Genomic DNA, 17,249 nt, shown 5'->3' on the forward strand with positions numbered 1-17,249 from the left:
CATCATAACATGCCGCAGGATTTTTAGATCTGCCTGGATGGCCGTCATTCCATTCTTTTCCGGTAACCATGGCCCCTATCTCATAGGCCATAACCGTACCGTCATGGGTAAGGTCACAGATGGGGAATCCATTGGGTTTAAAACCGCCGGCACCTGTACAGAGAATCACACTTTTTGCTTTGAAAAAATGAATTTTCTCTTCATCCAGACTGAAGCCTGCAGCGCCAGCAATCCGTCCGTTTTCCTTGATGAGGTGGGTGATGACGATTCTCTCTTTGACAGGGATATTTCTCTCTTTTATGGGCTTGAGAAAGCTTTTGTTATAAATGGGGGAGTCAAAAAAACCCCATTCTTTAAGGTCATTGACTCGAGCAAGGGAGTGTTCTGCCGTTTGCCGGGTGTAGACTGGATTGTTGGTCCCTATTGCGGAGCGGGAGACCGCAGCGACATACTCATCAAGGCTCATTTTGGCGGTATTGGGATCAAAGGCAAAAATTCCTTTTGCAAAAGGCGTCATCCCAGACGATCCCAACCGTCCCTTGGAGACAAGCATTACTTTGGAACCGGCGTCATGGGCCTTTACAGCCGCAAAGACTCCAGCCATGCCGCCGCCGAGAACCAGCACATCTGTTTCGCTTTCAACTGAGCTCATTGTATCCGCATCCACTTTCGGGATATTGGAGTGAGCATCTGCCCGATTCGGAGTCAGTCCCATGGCCGCCATGGCCGCAATTCCAGCTGCGCCACCTGCGAGAGTCATGAAGGTACGTCGGGATATATCTGTTTGATTTTTTGATGTTTTCATTTTTCTATTCCTGATTCAGAAAGACCTTTTTGCGTTGCATACACCTTGAACAGAAGAGCAACCCCGCCCGCCGCCAGCAGGCAGAGGACAACAGACATGACAAGCGTTACGTGACGTCCGAGATTCACCGCATGCCATACGGCTGTTCCCGCAAAGAGTATCGCCAGAACGCCATGCAGAACCCGCCAGCTTCTGTACTTCATTGGCAACCTTTTACGAAAAAGGGACGTCCCCCCCAGTGTCAGCAGCGTACACCAGGCGATAAGACCAGAAATAATTCCCCCGTTCATGGTGGTAATCATGGTGATCAAGGCATCACCCGGGGAAATACCTGCTTCAGTAAAGCGTGGTATCAACACAAAAAGCGGGTGAAAAAGGATGATGAGGACAAAGATATAACCAGTACATTTATGAGAGATCAGCACCTTGTTCATCGTCAGTTCCTTCACGGCATACCGGTTGCCGCGTGTCAGGAAAAACTGTCCGATCAGCTGGAAAAAGGCGATAATCGTTAAAACGGAAAGAGTCTCCATGTACAAAGATCTCCCCGAAACAGTGCCCCCTGCCCAGAGGATCAGCAGCGGAACAGCGGTAAACAACAGCAGTGACAACCAGAACGTTTTACTCTTTATATATACGTGCATTTTCATCCCCAGGAAACAATAACCGGAATGGATTTTTCCGGTGAAATAGTGATTGCATCCACAGGGCAATACATCTTGCACAAATGGCATATCTGACAGTCCGCCGGGTAGGCAATGAATGCCTTCTTCGTTTTCGGATCTTGACGAATGACATCCGTGGGACACGTCTCTACGCATATCCCGCAACCGATACATCCCTGAATCTTTTCAATGGCCATGATTTTCCTCCTTTCTCTTGTGCTGATAATCATTTGTCAGGTGCGTTAAGGGTTTCTCCAGGTCTTTCTTTGTCATCTGACCCTTCCTTCTTTTAATTAGCAGACTAAACGTGACATGTCTAACTGTCAAACAACTTTATTCTTTCAGGATAATTTCCTCTCTTCTTGCCTTTTAGACCAGGACAGGAAATTTTCCTGCATATTGCTGAGCCTTGTCATAAACGCATGGAATCCTGGAGTTCCACGGGCAGGATTCTGTTGAGAACATGATCATATTTTCACAGGAAAGGAAGGCAGTTCGTTCCTATTGCGAAACAAAAATTTGAGAGCCACCGGCCCTTCCAGGAGACGAACGATACCTGTCTCAATCCCTTGAGAGACATCCTTCGGACACTTTTCTGAGGGTGTTCCACCTTTATTTTGAATATATACTCAAAATAAATCTTGACTCTTCTCTCCTCTATGTATATTTTGATTGAACATTCAAACAAGATATCAATACTCAACAGACAGGAGGATCTCATAATGAAATTCACAGCAATCGTTCTTACAGCAATACTTTTTGCACTTTCGACAGCAACTGTCAGTTTCGCCACTGACACTCAAAATGACAGCTCCGATAATTTCATTGGCTACCGCTGGAACGGCAACCAGAATAAATAAGATTTTTACAACTCAAAAAACAGCACTCAATTCCCGCAGAGGTAATAATTATGAAAATCACAGCTCTCGCTCTCATCGCAATGATCTTCACAATCTCCATGGTTTCCGTCAGTTTCGCCACTGATACCCACAATGACAGCTCCGATAATTTCATTGGCTACCGCTGGAACGGCAACCAGAATAAATAAAATTTTTACAACTCAAAAAACAGCACTCAATTCCCGCAGAGGTAATAATTATGAAAACCACAGCTCTCGCTCTCATCGCAATGATCTTCACAATCTCCATGGTCTCCGTCAGTTTCGCCACTGATACCCACAATGACAGCTCTGACAATTTCATTGGCTATCGCTGGAACGGCAACCAGAATAAATAAGATTTTTACAACTCAAAAAACAGCACTCAATTCCCGCAGAGGTAATAATTATGAAAACCACAGCTCTCGCTCTTATCGCAATGATCTTCACAATCTCCATGGTCTCCGTCAGTTTCGCCACTGATACCCACAATGACAGCTCCGACAATTTCATTGGCTACCGCTGGAACGGCAATCAGAATAAATAAGATTTTTACAACTCAAAAAACAGCACTCAATTCCCACAGAGGTAATAATTATGAAAACCACAGCTCTCGCTCTTATCGCAATGATCTTCACAATCTCCATGGTCTCCGTCAGTTTCGCCACTGATACCCACAATGACAGCTCTGACAATTTCATTGGCTACCGCTGGAACGGCAATCAGAATAAATAAGATTTTTACAACTCAAAAAACAGCACTCAATTCCCGCAGAGGTAATAATTATGAAAACCACAGCTCTCGCTCTTATCGCAATGATCTTCACAATCTCCATGGTTTCCGTCAGTTTCGCCACTGATACCCACAATGACAGCTCTGACAATTTCATTGGCTATCGCTGGAACGGCAATCAGAATAAATAAGCGGGTATATCATAGGGGTACCTTGAATAATCTTCCCCCAAAGGGGGGCCTGGTGGCAACACCAGGCCCCCCCTTTTTTTCGTTTCATCCAGAACGGTCATGATCCCTGCGAGTAATACCATTTACATTTTTACTGACCCAAAAACACGACAGGACAAACAGGGTGATACATTAATTTCATTGCAGAAACGTCTGTTGTGAGATGAGCCACCTGTTGTGCTGAAGACGCCCAAATTGGGCGTCTCTACAAAAACCTTTTGCTTTTGCTTTTTCCTGTCTCCCGTCTCCCGTCTCCTGTCTCCCTTTTTCCGTCCCTGCCTTTGAATCCGCCAATACAAAATGGAAATGGTATAATCTCTCCTCCGGGAAAATATCAGGAAATAAAAGCAGGATGACGCAGCGTGCAGTCCCCAAAATAAATACCTCCCGGGACCACGGAGAGAAAAAAGAGAAAAGAATTGTTGCCGGGAAACCGCAGACCGGGAAGAATAAGGGGCGTGTATCGCACAAAGTCAGGGAAAAGAAACATTTACAGATCTATCTCACTGATATTTCGATTATAAATCCAAAAATACAACACAGAAATTGAAAGGGGCATCAATGATCCAGAAGTTCCCGGATTATTTGCAGGCAGACAGAATCGTGAAGTCGTGATAACTTATGAGAATAATCCATTATTGAGCACAGAATAGAAATTGTGAATAAAGATTTGCCGATAATATTTTACAGGAGGGAAAATGCATGTACCACAAATCCAGGTTAATCAATTTCGCAGTTGATATCTTGAATGACCAGATTATCAGCGGCTGGATCTTCTCGAAACTGCTTCAAAAAAAGCCGGTTAACCTCAGTATTTATCTCGATGAAGAATGTGTTGGTCAGGTTGTAGCTGACAAAAATCGAAAAGATGTTTTCAATCTTCGACTACACCCGACCGGCAGGTGCGGGTTTACCTTTGTTTTTCCAAAGGACATAGATGTTGCCACGTATAAGAAACTCACCGTTCGCTATGGTGCCTTTAAGGCCAGTCTTTTCTCCGTAAATATCTCTGAAATTCCATTTACCTTCCAGGAGCCGTTGCCCCAAATATTTTTTATGCATATTCCTAAAACAGCCGGAAGTTCTTTTGATAATTTTGTCCGCCGTCGCTACCCCGCCGAGTCAATATCCACACGGCTTGAATCGATGGACACACAACTGTATCCGCAGCTGGCAGCAGACAAAAAATATCTGGTCGGCCATCTGCCTCTGGGCAAAATTAAGAAATATTTTACGCTTGAAGACTATGCGCTGTACACCATTATCCGTGAACCCTGGCATCATCTGCACTCCCATTTGAACTGGATTCGCAACATTGGCAAAAATCCCGGGTCGGGTTTTTACCGGGCACATCCTAAATGCGTGCGCAAACTTGCCGATCGTCTCAATGATTCGAAAACAGAAATCACAGAGCAGTTGGAAAGACTTGTAAACAATATGGACGGCTTTGAATTTGATTTTTTCGATAACATCCAAACGAGATATTTCCTTGATTATCGACCGGAAAAAGTGGGAGATAAGGATATTGTCAACGCGTTGGAAAATTTCAAATATTTTTCAGATATAGGCCGGACTGAAGACTATCAGAGTTTTGCAGCACGGTTCTGTAAAAAATATAACCTGCCGTTTATTCAACAGGTACAACCGCTTAACTGCTCGGGAGATGCACCGCTGTACGATATTGCCGGGGAAAATTTCCAGACTCTTTTGCATCCACTGGTAAAATATGATCTGCAGCTCTACTCTGCGATTGCCGAAAGGGAGGAAAAGGATTGAGAAGATGCTGAACTCAAACCTGCAGGGAAGCTCCAATGAACAAACGTTACAGTTACAAAGAGTTCTCTCTGAAATATCAGTGGAAAAATTTGTTCTAAACAAAACACTATACGCAGTAGATGTAATTTATGAAGAGGGGTGAGTGGTCCTGGGAGAAGCAACCGAGGAATCGCACTCAGGACCATCAGAGATTCTCTGGAGGAATCTTGATTTCACCTGAAATGGAAAAGGCAACCAGAGGGTCGGGTTTCGCCAGTGGCACGGACAGGCTGACCTCGATCCTGTCGTTACCAGGCAAGCCATGGCAAGAACTGTGGGGTATGAAACAATTTCATGCGTAATTACAGATTCTTCCAGGGAACCATGACGTTAAAGGTTGCCCTGAAAAAAACATCAGGAATGTAACAATGCAAAGTAAACTGTACACAGTAACATTTTCTCCCACCGGCAGTTCAAAGTTAGTGGCCCGGGCCATTACCCAGGGGCTGGGATCGGAGAAAGGAGAAGACTTCAACATTACCCTTCCCACAGAGCGGAAACAACACGACTTGCTGCCGAAAAAGGATGATATGGTTATCTTTGCGATGCCGACCTACGCCGGGCGCCTGCCGGAACTGGCCTGCGAATGGCTGAGGGAGTTAAAAGTCGCTCCCGGCACACCTGCCATCTGTGTCGTCCTCTACGGAAATCGGGAATTCGATGATTCATTGATCGAATTACGGGATCTTGTTTCCACGCGCGGCTATAAACCCATTGCCGGTGCCGCCTTCATCGGAGAACATTCATTCTCCACTCAAAAATTTCCCGTTGCTGTCGGTCGCCCTCATAAAGACGACCTGGATCTTGGCATAAAGTTCGGCCGGGATATCGCCGCCCACTTCGATATTGACAACTGGATAAGCAACGCTGGAGAACTCAAGGTCCCCGGCGCATTCCCCTACAAAGATAAAAAACCGCCAAAGACCGATTTTATTGCCGTAAGTGATGCCTGCAACAGCTGTGGCACCTGCGTTACCGTCTGTCCTGTGGATGCTGTTGATGCCGATAATGGCTTTATCCCCATTGTTGACAAATGTATCCTCTGTTGTGCATGTATTAAAGCCTGCCCGGAGAATGCACGCAGCATAAAACCGGGTCCCGTGCTGGATATTTCCAAAAGATTGAACGAAAACTGCAGCATTCCGAAACGACCGACTTTTTACTGGCCGGAATAACGTCCATATTTCAATAGCATATCAGTATTGTTCGGTTGGAAATTTGTCTGTAAAAATTGTACAGGCAAAACCCTGACTCGACAATACTGGTTTTTTACTGCCGGTACCTTCAATTCCTGCTTTCCAGAGTAGAAAAATCTTGACAAATTGGTGGAGATCCATAATTTTTTCCTGTAACCAGGAAGATGAGCGAGTATTTAAAGTACCCATAACTCTATTTATGGGTCCCTTATGGAGAAGCAATATTTATGTCAGCCATATTCGTTGTCACCAACAATCGCGAATCTTATCGCTGCCTTTACAACTGCCGCATGTTTTATCAGTAGTCCCCCCTCTTTCGCTGTTCCTTATTTTCCGTTTCTCTTTGATTTTACATTGTTTCTTATGTATTTTCAGTGTTTGTGCATCTGAAAATCTACTCCCGTAAGAGGTGTTTCCATGTCTGAAGAATATGCCCCCGTCTGTACTGCCCCGGAAAGAAAAGCTCAGGCTGAAGGGAATTTTTACCCAAAAGACTCAAAGAATAAACTGCCCGGCATGAATCCCCGTATTCAACGTCTGCGCAAGCTGAGTGTGGAGGCAACGCCAATTATCTCCATTGAACGGGCTGTACATGAAACAGAGTTTTATCAAGAAAATTTCGGAAAATATCCCGTGCCGGTTCTGCGAGGTCTTAATTTTCTGGATCACTGCACCCGCAAGACCCTCTATATAGGTGATGATGAGCTGATTGTCGGTGAGCGGGGACCGTCGCCAAAGGCAATCTGTACCTTTCCTGAGCTGACCTGCCACAGCGTGGAAGATTTCCACGTCATGAACAATCGGGACATGCAGCCGTACAAAACGAGCCAGGAAGATATTGATACCTATGAGCGGGAGATAATTCCCTACTGGAAAGGCAAAACTCAGCGGGAGCGTATCTTTAATCATGTTCCAGATGAATGGCGTGCAGCGTATGAAGCCGGGCTTTTCACGGAATTTATGGAACAGCGGGCGCCTGGTCATACAGTGCTTGACGGGAAAATTTATAAAAGAGGAATGCTGGATTTCAAGGCTGAGATAGAGGCAAATATCGCGGCCCTTGACTATCTTAACGATCCGGAAGCAACGGACAAAGCTGAGCAGTGGGAGGGAATGTCTCTCTCCTGTGATGCCATCATTACCTTCGCCGAACGTCACGCGGATCTGGCTGAAGAGAAGGCCGAAACGGAGCGTGATCCACAGCGGAAACAGGAACTTGAAAAGATTGCTGCTGTCTGCCGCCGGGTTCCTGCACATAAACCGGAAACCTTTTGGGAAGCGCTGCAGATGTACTGGTTTGTGCATCTTGGCACCATTACAGAACTCAATGGCTGGGATGCCATGAATCCCGGGCATCTCGACCAGCATCTCCGCCCTTTCTATGAAAAAGAGATTGCAGAAGGAACCCTTACCCGTGATGAAGCCAAAGAGTTGCTCTGCTGTTTCTGGATAAAGGTGAACAATCACCCTGCACCGCCGAAGGTGGGAATTACCTTCAAGGAAAGTGGCACCTACAACGATTTTACCAACATCAATATAGGTGGGCTTACCCCGGACGGCGAGGATGCCGTAAATGACGTAAGTTATCTCATGCTCGAGGTTGTTGAGGAACTGCATATTCTGCAGCCCGGCAATTCTGTGCATATCAGTAAAAAAACACCGGACGAATTCCTGCATGCCGCCATAAAACTGATTCGCCAGGGCCACGGATATCCCTCTGTTTTTAATCCGGACACCTATGTTCAGGAGATGGTCAACATGGGCAAAAGTCTGCGTGATGCCCGCGAAGGGGGCTGCTCCGGCTGTATTGAAGTTGGTGCTTTCGGCAAAGAGGCCTTTCTGCTGACGGGATATCTAAATGTTCCAAAAGTTCTTGAAATTACGCTGAACAACGGTGTTGATCCCATGACTGGAAAGCGGTGCAGTATAGAGACCGGTGATCCTCTCAGCTTCACCAGTTTTGGCGAACTCTACGCTGCCTTTATGAAGCAGATTCACTCTATCGTGGATCAGAAGATGCGGGTGAGTAATTATATCGACCGCATGTTCGCAAAATATGCACCTGCCACCTTCCTCTCCGTGGTCATTGACGACTGCATCAGCAAAGGAAAAGACTATTACGACGGTGGTCCCCGATATAACACCAGCTATATCCAGTGCTGCGGCCTTGGAACGGTGACGGATAGCCTTGCTGTTCTGAAAAAGCATGTTTTTGAGGATGGAAAAATCCCGCTGGAAAAATTGCTGGGGGCTCTTGCGAACAACTTTGAAGGTGAAGAGGTGATGCGCCAGACAATCATGAATCGTACACCGTTCTTTGGCAATGATGATGAGTATGCCGATGATATTGCCGTACGGGTCTATGACGATCTGGTAGACAGCATTGAAGGCAAGCCAAATATCAAAGGGGAAGTGTACCATCTCAATATGCTCTCTACGACCTGCCATGTCTATTTTGGCAAGGTAATGGGAGCAAGTGCCAATGGACGGCTTGCCGGGAAATCAATTTCCGATGGGACCTCCCCTTCTCACGGTGCTGATACCCATGGCCCTGCCGCAGTGGTTAAATCCCTTGGGAAGCTGGATCAGACGAAATCTGGCGGGACACTGCTCAATGAACGCTTTCTGCCGAGCCTGTTAAAACGGGATGAAGATGTAAAAAAACTGGGTCAGCTGATTCGCACCTATTTTAAACTGGGTGGACACCATATTCAGTTTAATATTGTTGATACGGCAACCCTGCTTGCCGCCCGCGAAACACCCGACGATTACAAGGATCTGTTGGTGCGCATGGCAGGATATTCCGATTATTTTAACGACATGAACGATGATCTGCAGACAGAGGTCATTGAACGGACGGAGAATGAGGCGGTGTAGGCTGCAATGTCTTAACTCATTCCAATTCAATACGGGAGGGACATGCAGCAAACGGCATGTCCCTCTTTTCATGGTTGTGAAATAACGAGAGGTTCACCGTGAGCTCCGGAATAATTTTTGATATAAAACACTACTCTATAAATGATGGCCCGGGAATTCGGACCACTGTTTTCTTCAAAGGCTGTCCCCTGCACTGTGCCTGGTGTCATAATCCTGAGAGTATTTCTCCGCTGCCGCAGAAAATGTACAACGAAAAAAAGTGCATTGGCTGCAAAGAGTGTGTGAAAGCATGCCCCGAAGAGGCCTGTATCCTGACTCCCGCAGGGATTGTAACGGACGTTGACATGTGTACTTCCTGTGGGAAATGCGCCGATGTCTGCCCGACACTGGCAACCGAGATGTCTGGAAGACGGGCAGAGGTGGAGGATATACTATTTGTGGTGGAAAAGGATCGCCCTTTCTATGAGGAATCCGGTGGAGGAGTCACCTTTTCAGGAGGAGAACCCACCCGGCAGCCCAAATTTCTTCTGGCGCTGCTGAAAGAGTGTGGTGCGCGCAGGTTGCACCGCGCTGTGGATACCTGCGGGCTGGTAAAGCAGGAAACCATGCTGGCCGTAGCAGAGGAATGTGACCATTTCCTTTTTGATCTGAAATGTATGGATACGGATACGCACCGCCTGTGGACAGGTTCCGGCAATGAATTGATTCACGAAAACCTGCGTGCTCTTGCCAGAAGAGATGCTGTAATAAGCATTCGTATTCCCCTTATTACCGGCATCAATGCCGATGAGAAGAACATTGAAGAGAGTGCCCGGTTTCTTGCCTCACTCGAAGGACAGAAGGTGGTTGTAAACCTTTTACCGTATCATGATATCGCCGTGAACAAATATAAACGTCTTGGTACGGAATACGATTCCAGCCAGATGATGGCACCAACAGAAGAGCGGGTAAAACAGATTATTGAACAATTTGCGGAAGTGGGACTGGTCGCCGGAGTGGGCGGGTAATAGAATTTACATTTTGTATTGGCGGATTCAAAGGCAAGGGACGGAAAAAGGGAGACAGGAGACGGGAGACAGGAGACAGGAAAAAGCAAAAGCAAAAGGTTTTTGTAGAGACGCCCAATTTGGGCGTCTTCAGCACAACAAGTGGCTCATCTTACAACAGACGTTTCTGCAATGAAATTAATTTATCATCCTGTTTGTCCTGTCGTGTTTTTGGGGGGGCAGTAAAAAATGTAAATGGTATTGTTTCTGCCTCCTTTCTCCCCCTTTTCCCTGATGTGGCTAACTCTCCCTGACATTATTCAAAGCCTCTCTTATCTTCACGGACAGCTCTTGTTTAGATAATGGTTTTTGTATGAAACAAACGCCTTCTTCCAGCACCCCCCTGTGAGCAATGATATCAGATGTGTAGCCGGACATGTAGAGAGTTTTAATATCAGGGTCTTCTCTTTGAATCCAATCAGACAACTCCCGTCCATTCATCTCAGGCATAACCACATCTGTTATTAAAAGATCTATATTCCCAATATTTTTTTCAGCTATTTTTATCGCTTTTGCCGGAGTAATTGCACAAAATACCGTATATCCCAAGTCCTTAAGCATCCTTTCTCCAAGCTTCAATATGGCGCTATCATCTTCTACAAGCAATATGGTTTCACCTTTGCTCAAAATCATTGCATCAGCACTTTCCAGGCCTAAGATATCCTTTTCACCAATATGTCTCGAAAAATAGCACTTGAGGGTAGTGCCTTTTCCTATTTCACTGTATACATTGATAAATCCATTATTTTGTTTGATGATTCCATAAACAGTTGATAACCCCAACCCCGTCCCCTCATGACGTTTTTTGGTTGTGAAAAAAGGTTCAAATATTTTATCGATTACATTCGGAGCAATACCCTTACCGCTGTCGCTAACCGCCAGCATCACGTACTCTCCGGGAATAAATTCCGCGTTCTCTTCACAATATTTCTCGTTGAAAATTATATTTTTTGTCTCAATGCTGACATAACCGACACCGGGTATGGCATCCCTGGCATTGACACAGAGATTGGCCAGAATTTGATCGATTTGTGATGGATCAATTTTTACAGGCCACACATTCTCCCCAGGGCACCATTTAAGATCAATATCTTCGCCGATGAGCCGTCGCAGCATTTTGAGCATGCTTTCTACAGCGTCATTTAAATCAAGCACCCTGGGGGCCGTGGTTTGTTGGCGTGCAAAAGCCAGTAACTGCCGTGTGATATCAGCAGAACGTTTGCCAGCGCTTAAAATTTCGGTGATGTCTTCTTGAAGCGGATCGTCAGAAGACAACTTTTCCAGGGCGGATTCAGAGTAGCCGATGATGATACTCAACATATTGTTAAAATCATGGGCAACACCACCTGCCAGCCTTCCCACGGATTCCATTTTTTGTGCCTGAATCAACTGGGCCTGCAATTTCTGCTGTGCCTTCTCTAAGTTCTTACGTTCGGTGATGTCCTCAAACAGCCCGAGGACGAACTGGGGCATACCAGTCGCATCGAAAATCGTCCCGCCATGAATGATGACGGTGATTTCGGTTCCATCCTTACGGATATAGCGTTTTTCCATAGTGAAACTGTGGGAATCCTCGGCGCTCGAGCTTTCAAAGAGCTGGCGATTTACCGAGCGGTCATCAGGATGTGTGAGGTCGTAGAAGGTCAGATTCTGCAATTCCTGTTCGGTGTAGCCGATTAATTTTTCATAGGCCGGATTAGCGGACACATACCGGCCGTTCAGATCGGCGACGCTGATGCCCAGGGAGGATTGATTAACGATCATGCGTAGTCTTGTTTCGCTTTCCCGTAGCGCCTCTTCCACCTGCTTTTTTTCCGTGATGTCTTCCACAAATGCGGTTCCAAATCTCGTAACGCCCTTACTGTCTCTTACTGCTGTACCGTTTATACTGACATTAATTTCAGAGCCGTCTTTGCGTATATATTTTTTTTCAAATCTGAATCCGGCTGTCCCCAAAGTAAACATTTTCTGGAAAAGTTCTTTGTTCTTTGGGCGATAATCCGGGGGAGTTATATCAAAAAAGCTTAGCCCGCTGAGTTCCTCCTTAGAATATCCCAGCATCTTTTCATAGGCCGGGTTTGTTGTAATAAAGTTGCCATGTAAATCGTTGCTACAAATTCCAATGGGAGAGTTATCGAAGATGAGACGTAATTGTTCCTCGCTCTCAAGCAGTTCCTTCCTTATCTTTCGACTTCGCGTGATATCAAAGACAAGTAGAGCTACAACAGTGACGAGAAAAGCGAACACCCCGAATCCAATCCAGACCACATGCTTGTTCAGTTCGTAAAAAGAAGCGGGTCTGTTGATAATAACACTGTCTTCAGGTAAATCAGATAAGTTGATGCCATATCTCTTCAGTTGTGGGTAGCTGAATATAAATTGCGAAGTGGGTTTGTTGTCAACCGGTATGGTTGCAATATTTTCTCCCTCCAAAATACGGATCACAATATCGATCGCCTGTTCTCCTTGATAATAGCCTTCCAGCACATTCCCACCAATGAGACCATATTTGAGATCCTGCTTTAAAAATGTGTAGACAGGCCGTTTGCTCGCCGCTGAAATTCGTGATACAACTTCCTTTAAGGGGAAATGATGTCCAGTCTTATCGCGCGTTATAGTGGCGTAAAATGAGATTGCGTCTTCCGGAAGATTTCTCATTTTGTCCTCAATTTCAGAAAGAGACAAACTGTCGTCAATACGGATAAATTCAAGATCAGGGTATTTTGAAATCAATGGGACGGTTTGCTTGTCCCAACGGTAATTTCCCGAAGGTGTTGTGTCCGCAATCAAGTAGATTTTCTTGAGGCCCGGATGGAGTTTCAAGGCAAGGTCTATCATCGCCTCCTGGTCTGGTGTCTCAAGCACCCCGGTAAAATATTTGGGATCGATAAGATCTTCGGCACTGCTATTATTCACTGCACAAAATACTATGGGAGTATCAGGGAACAATTTCTTATGAAATTCCCGCAGGAAATCAAATGCGTGATCATCTGAGCAAATAATTGCATCAAACTTGTAGTTGCTATATTTAAATGCATATAAATCATACAGATATTTTTTGTAAGCGGCATCATACGAATGTGCTTTGGTGTCCATATACTCGACTGTCAGGTCATAAACAAAACCCCTGGCGTCAAGACCAGATTCTACCGCTTCAACGATACCGTCTACCCAGGGAAACCCTTTATGATACGAATTCAGAATAAGAATTTTTGACGTTTTCGTATCTTGAGAATACGTTTGGTTAGGCAAAAACAGAAAAAAACAGATTCCAATCGTTAAAAATGCGATGGTCTTACTTGAAATTTTGAAGTTCTCTTTCAACTTTTTACAGGTACAGTTACAGGTACAGTTACAGGTACAGTTACAGGTACAGTTACAGGTACAGTTACAGGTACAGTTACAGGTATTGGCATTATCTGTACAACCGGATGCTATCAAGGATTCATTATTCATTTTTGAGCCTCCAGGCCATATAACGGGAAGTTCATCGGTCGAGTACAGCCCGGGGTTCTCCCCCCCCCGGCCCTCACAGAACTGTACGTGAAACTCGCGCTTTCATACGGCTCTTACTGTCCAACCACAATATTCCAGCCAGCGTTTAATATACAACAGATACCAGGAAATACTTGTATGGTTATTCACCGCTTTCAGCAGGATATCATGGTCCAAATTATCAAAAAAAACCTTTGATGTCCAGATCTACGCTCCAGCCATACTTCCAGCAGCGGCTCCAATGCAAGCTTGACTACCAGTTGTTCTCTGCGGTCTGATACCATTTACATTTTGTATTGACCAGAGAACGCAACTGCGTAGAGATCTTTTTTGGCGATTACGAATGGATAAACAGCCGAAAAAAGACAAAGACAAAAAAACGCCTTTTTGTTATCCCTTGATTAATGGGTGCCTTGTGTAAGAAAGGAAAGAACCTCATCCATCATCCTGTTTATTGATTTGTACAATTCAGGTTTTGCAGATAAAATTTCTGTTTCAGGCTGTACATACTTTGATTGGATCAATTCGTCTTTGCAATTGGAGACAATATCTCTTGCAGATTCGGGTGTAGTTTCAAGATGAAACTGTAATCCGAGAACTGAACGGTTAATTTGAAACGCCTGGTTTTCACATCCTGGGCTTCGTGCGAGTAATGTTGCTCCTTGTGGAAGACTAAAGGTATCACCGTGCCAGTGAAAAACCGGAGTCTCTGAAGGAAACCTGAAAGAAGAATCATCTCCCGTTGAAATTCCCTGGATTGGATACCATCCAATTTCTTTTTCTGCATTTTGATATACTTCCGCTCCCATCGCACTTGCAATAAGCTGTGCGCCAAGGCAAATACCCAAAACTGGCTTTCCTGAATCGATCACCTCACGAATAAAATTCTTTTCTTGAACGAGCCAGGGAAAACCCTTTATATCATTTACACTCATGGGGCCGCCCATGACAATGAGCATATCTAACATGTTGAGATCAGGTAATTTATCGGATTCAAAGAATTGAGTTTTAGTAATTTTGTATCCTGCAGATTTCAACCAGGGTCCTATGGAACCCAACTCTTCAAATGAAACATGCTGTAAAAAATGTGCGTTCATAAACTAACCTTATTTTTAGGGATAATGTTGAGTTGTGGGGTCGAGTATCCCGGGGTTTGTCCCAGGTTCTTACAGTACCGTACGTGAAACTCTCGCTTCATACAAACTCTTACTGTCCAACCACAATAGAAGAGCCAGTTCTCCAGTGAAGGCTTGGCTCTCGTTTGGCAAGGCGAGTAATCCAGCGGCCCTTCTTCATCTTTCATAAAGTTGGCGTGGCACACGCGATCATCAACGAGTCTGCGTTGCCCTGTTTGTTACCAAAAAAATTATATTTAAGATTCCAGGAACCTGGCCTCACCTTTTACCCAGGCAAAATATAGATTGATATCATTATTAGGGGACCTTGCAGAATAACCTGTTTTCCATTGTTTATCTGGAGATGCTAAGAATTGTTTCCAATTATCAGGCTTTCTTGCAGGGACCAGGATTTTATTTATGCAGTGGTCTTTTTTTATTTCAATTGTTTAAGTATGAGTCCACCCATGCGATCATGTTGGAACTCATTGTTATCGGGGTAATTCTCTTCTTCTGTGATGAATTCACCATCGTTCTTTCTGATTCTCAGAATTCTGTCTTCTTCGTACCCCTCGAGACAGAAGCTGTCACCAGCTGTCAGCCATTTTCCAACACGGCCTTGAGACAGAACAAGGGCCCCGTGTTCATCACCTGGGATGGGTGGATCATAGTCTGTTTTGATTGTGAACTTGTTCCTCTTAAACATTCGGATATCGTCTCGACGGCCGTCAGCATCTGCAAGGAACCTGTATAACAGGTTGAATCTTGATGTGGTCCACGAATCCCACGCCAGCATTGGGAGTGCAAGGAGAAGAACCAGCGTTCCGTAGTCGACCAGAATGCCTGCCCATGCATATCGGCTGGTCAGTGGAAAACCGAGCAACCCGAGAACAAGGAAGAAAGCACCAAAGAATGGGACTGAGGAGACGTTTTTTTCTGACGTGTAAGACGCATAGATGGTGTACCAGTTCATAATGGCGATGTAGCCACCGAGTGCTATGGATAATCCTGTTAGTATTGTGATCATCATCTTTCAAGCCGACGTCTTGTTCACACGCCGGGAACCCAATAATGACTTCGTTTTTACCACGTTCAACTCGAAATGACCTGTTGAAAAAGGCCACCCTGTGTTCCCGGTCCTTTGTGAACCCAATGCTTAAATGCTTTTACCAGCATACTGGAAGACAATACCATTCCATGTTTTTTCTATTTCTGGAAGGAGCTTTTGAAATGCGGCCTTTTCTGTAAGAACCCTCAAATCGTCGACAGTATCCGAGTTGCTCCAAACACTTGCATTTTTGCTTTCTTTAGCGGTAGCTTCGGAAAGACCAAAGAGATATTCTGTCCGAACATCAAAGAACCCAGCCGAAACAGTTGTCGTTACGGTAACCTCTTTATTTTTGAGGAAACCAAGCGAGATAACGTTAAGCGGTGCGAATTTTTGCTCCCCGGCGTGAAACGAAGTATCAAATGTATAGATAAGCAGAATATCGGCCTTTAGTCGTGCGGATGCCTCTCGCAAAGCCTTGATTGACTCAAGGTTTGTTGGGAGTAGTATGCGATTCAAAGGTGCAATACCAGCAACTTGCGGTAATTTTGATAACCTTTCAAAGTCCTGCTCTGATTCTATTTCTCTCGTAGTAACAACACTGTATCGGCCAGAGCCAAAACTATCAACTTTGCAGGATTGATACCCGGGAGCCTGTATTCTCGCGACTGAGATATTTGCCGGAAAAGACGCGGCAGGTTTTATTAACATCAATTCATTGATATTTACGTCAGACAGTTGGCTGAGCTGAACAGTCCCTCCAGGTGTTGTATATGAGGCACAGCCTGCAAGAAAAAGAACACAGATGAGAGCAAGAACTTTTGTCACTGTCATTACAACCCCCTTTGATTTTATGACATTTAACATTAGGGTCCCTTGAATAATCAGTCTTTCCTCAGCTGGATTTTGCACCTCCCCTTCTCACTTTGCAGCGTCTTGCGAGATGTGCCATTACAGCTGTTGCCGGTGTTGTGACCGACTGGCGACTGTTTGGTATACATGTCCAGCTCTCGGCGAAGAGCCATTTCAACGGTCTAAGTGCAGGATATAGAAAAATGGACAGTTACACAATTCATTTTACAGCCTCGCGTAAACTGGCCAGTTTTACTCTCTCTTATCATTGGCAGTCTGAATCTTCAGTTTGCCTGACACACAGGGTTCTATACTGGCCTGTAGCAACCACTGTGTTTACATAATTCACAAGAGTACACTGCCTTTTTAAAACCATCTTGAAATATACGCTAATTCCTGATAGCTATAAGTTAAAGAGTTTTCTAAAGAAAAGACACGACACAGGACTCCTTCTTTTTACATAACACTCAAAATAACAAATTATACAGAAACTATA

17 protein-coding genes are annotated in these 17,249 nt (G+C 45.0%); 10 read left to right on the forward strand and 7 right to left on the reverse strand.

What is annotated here, in order from left to right; genetic code table 11:
• From JWG39_RS13430 to JWG39_RS13440, 3 genes are all read right to left on the reverse strand, one after another.
• Positions 1 to 805: FAD-dependent oxidoreductase (locus JWG39_RS13430; RefSeq protein ID WP_205219937.1), on the reverse strand; the 805-nt coding region annotated here is incomplete at its 3' end.
• Positions 802 to 1,449, reverse strand: coding sequence for a ferric reductase-like transmembrane domain-containing protein (locus JWG39_RS13435; protein ID WP_205219938.1), 648 nt, complete (start codon positions 1,447 to 1,449; stop codon positions 802 to 804). The genes JWG39_RS13435 and JWG39_RS13430, both read right to left, overlap by 4 nt.
• Before the next feature lie 2 nt (positions 1,450 to 1,451).
• Positions 1,452 to 1,667 (reverse strand): 4Fe-4S dicluster domain-containing protein, encoded by a 216-nt coding sequence (locus JWG39_RS13440; RefSeq protein WP_205219939.1) that lies wholly within the window; start codon positions 1,665 to 1,667, stop codon positions 1,452 to 1,454.
• A 525-nt stretch (positions 1,668 to 2,192) separates the two neighbouring features.
• On the opposite strand from JWG39_RS13440, the gene JWG39_RS13445 reads away from it, so the two are divergent.
• From JWG39_RS13445 to JWG39_RS13490, 10 genes are all read left to right on the forward strand, one after another.
• Complete coding sequence (locus JWG39_RS13445) at positions 2,193 to 2,330, forward strand: hypothetical protein (protein ID WP_205219940.1); 138 nt, start codon at positions 2,193 to 2,195, stop codon at positions 2,328 to 2,330.
• 50 nt (positions 2,331 to 2,380) lie between these two features.
• Complete coding sequence (locus JWG39_RS13450; protein WP_205219941.1) at positions 2,381 to 2,518, forward strand: hypothetical protein; 138 nt, start codon at positions 2,381 to 2,383, stop codon at positions 2,516 to 2,518.
• Between the two features lie 50 nt (positions 2,519 to 2,568).
• Positions 2,569 to 2,706: a hypothetical protein gene (locus tag JWG39_RS13455; protein ID WP_205219942.1), complete on the forward strand. Its 138-nt coding sequence runs from the start codon at positions 2,569 to 2,571 to the stop codon at positions 2,704 to 2,706.
• A gap of 50 nt (positions 2,707 to 2,756) precedes the next feature.
• Positions 2,757 to 2,894 carry a hypothetical protein gene (locus JWG39_RS13460; protein WP_205219942.1) on the forward strand — a complete coding sequence of 46 codons (138 nt, stop codon included), beginning with the start codon at positions 2,757 to 2,759 and terminating at the stop codon, positions 2,892 to 2,894.
• Between the two features lie 50 nt (positions 2,895 to 2,944).
• Positions 2,945 to 3,082: a hypothetical protein gene (locus JWG39_RS13465; RefSeq protein WP_205219942.1), complete on the forward strand. Its 138-nt coding sequence runs from the start codon at positions 2,945 to 2,947 to the stop codon at positions 3,080 to 3,082.
• 50 nt (positions 3,083 to 3,132) lie between these two features.
• Positions 3,133 to 3,270, forward strand: a complete 138-nt coding sequence (locus tag JWG39_RS13470; RefSeq protein ID WP_205219942.1) for a hypothetical protein — start codon at positions 3,133 to 3,135, stop codon at positions 3,268 to 3,270.
• A 741-nt stretch (positions 3,271 to 4,011) separates the two neighbouring features.
• Positions 4,012 to 5,085 carry a hypothetical protein gene (locus tag JWG39_RS13475; protein WP_205219943.1) on the forward strand — a complete coding sequence of 358 codons (1,074 nt, stop codon included), beginning with the start codon at positions 4,012 to 4,014 and terminating at the stop codon, positions 5,083 to 5,085.
• Positions 5,086 to 5,492: 407 nt separating this feature from the next.
• Entirely contained in the window at positions 5,493 to 6,299 is an 807-nt protein-coding gene (locus tag JWG39_RS13480; protein WP_205219944.1) for a 4Fe-4S binding protein, read from the forward strand.
• Positions 6,300 to 6,836: 537 nt separating this feature from the next.
• Positions 6,837 to 9,197, forward strand: coding sequence for a trans-4-hydroxy-L-proline dehydratase (gene hypD / locus JWG39_RS13485; protein WP_205219964.1), 2,361 nt, complete (start codon positions 6,837 to 6,839; stop codon positions 9,195 to 9,197).
• A 98-nt stretch (positions 9,198 to 9,295) separates the two neighbouring features.
• A complete protein-coding gene (locus JWG39_RS13490) occupies positions 9,296 to 10,204 on the forward strand; it encodes a glycyl-radical enzyme activating protein (RefSeq protein WP_205219945.1) in 909 nt (302 codons plus the stop codon).
• Positions 10,205 to 10,483: 279 nt separating this feature from the next.
• Here the strand turns inward: JWG39_RS13490 and JWG39_RS13495 are convergent, their stop codons facing one another.
• From JWG39_RS13495 to JWG39_RS13510, 4 genes are all read right to left on the reverse strand, one after another.
• The gene (locus tag JWG39_RS13495) at positions 10,484 to 13,567 is read right to left on the reverse strand and encodes an ABC transporter substrate binding protein (RefSeq protein ID WP_205219946.1); all 3,084 of its coding nucleotides are present in this window, start codon (positions 13,565 to 13,567) and stop codon (positions 10,484 to 10,486) included.
• 572 nt (positions 13,568 to 14,139) lie between these two features.
• A complete protein-coding gene (locus JWG39_RS13500) occupies positions 14,140 to 14,835 on the reverse strand; it encodes a type 1 glutamine amidotransferase (protein ID WP_205219947.1) in 696 nt (231 codons plus the stop codon).
• A gap of 454 nt (positions 14,836 to 15,289) precedes the next feature.
• Positions 15,290 to 15,883 (reverse strand): hypothetical protein, encoded by a 594-nt coding sequence (locus JWG39_RS13505; protein ID WP_205219948.1) that lies wholly within the window; start codon positions 15,881 to 15,883, stop codon positions 15,290 to 15,292.
• Positions 15,884 to 16,009: 126 nt separating this feature from the next.
• A complete protein-coding gene (locus JWG39_RS13510) occupies positions 16,010 to 16,735 on the reverse strand; it encodes a hypothetical protein (RefSeq protein ID WP_205219949.1) in 726 nt (241 codons plus the stop codon).
• Positions 16,736 to 17,249: the final 514 nt, after the last annotated feature.

Source organism: Desulforhopalus vacuolatus (assembly GCF_016918505.1).
GTDB classification, from domain to species: Bacteria; Desulfobacterota; Desulfobulbia; order Desulfobulbales; family Desulfocapsaceae; genus Desulforhopalus; species Desulforhopalus vacuolatus.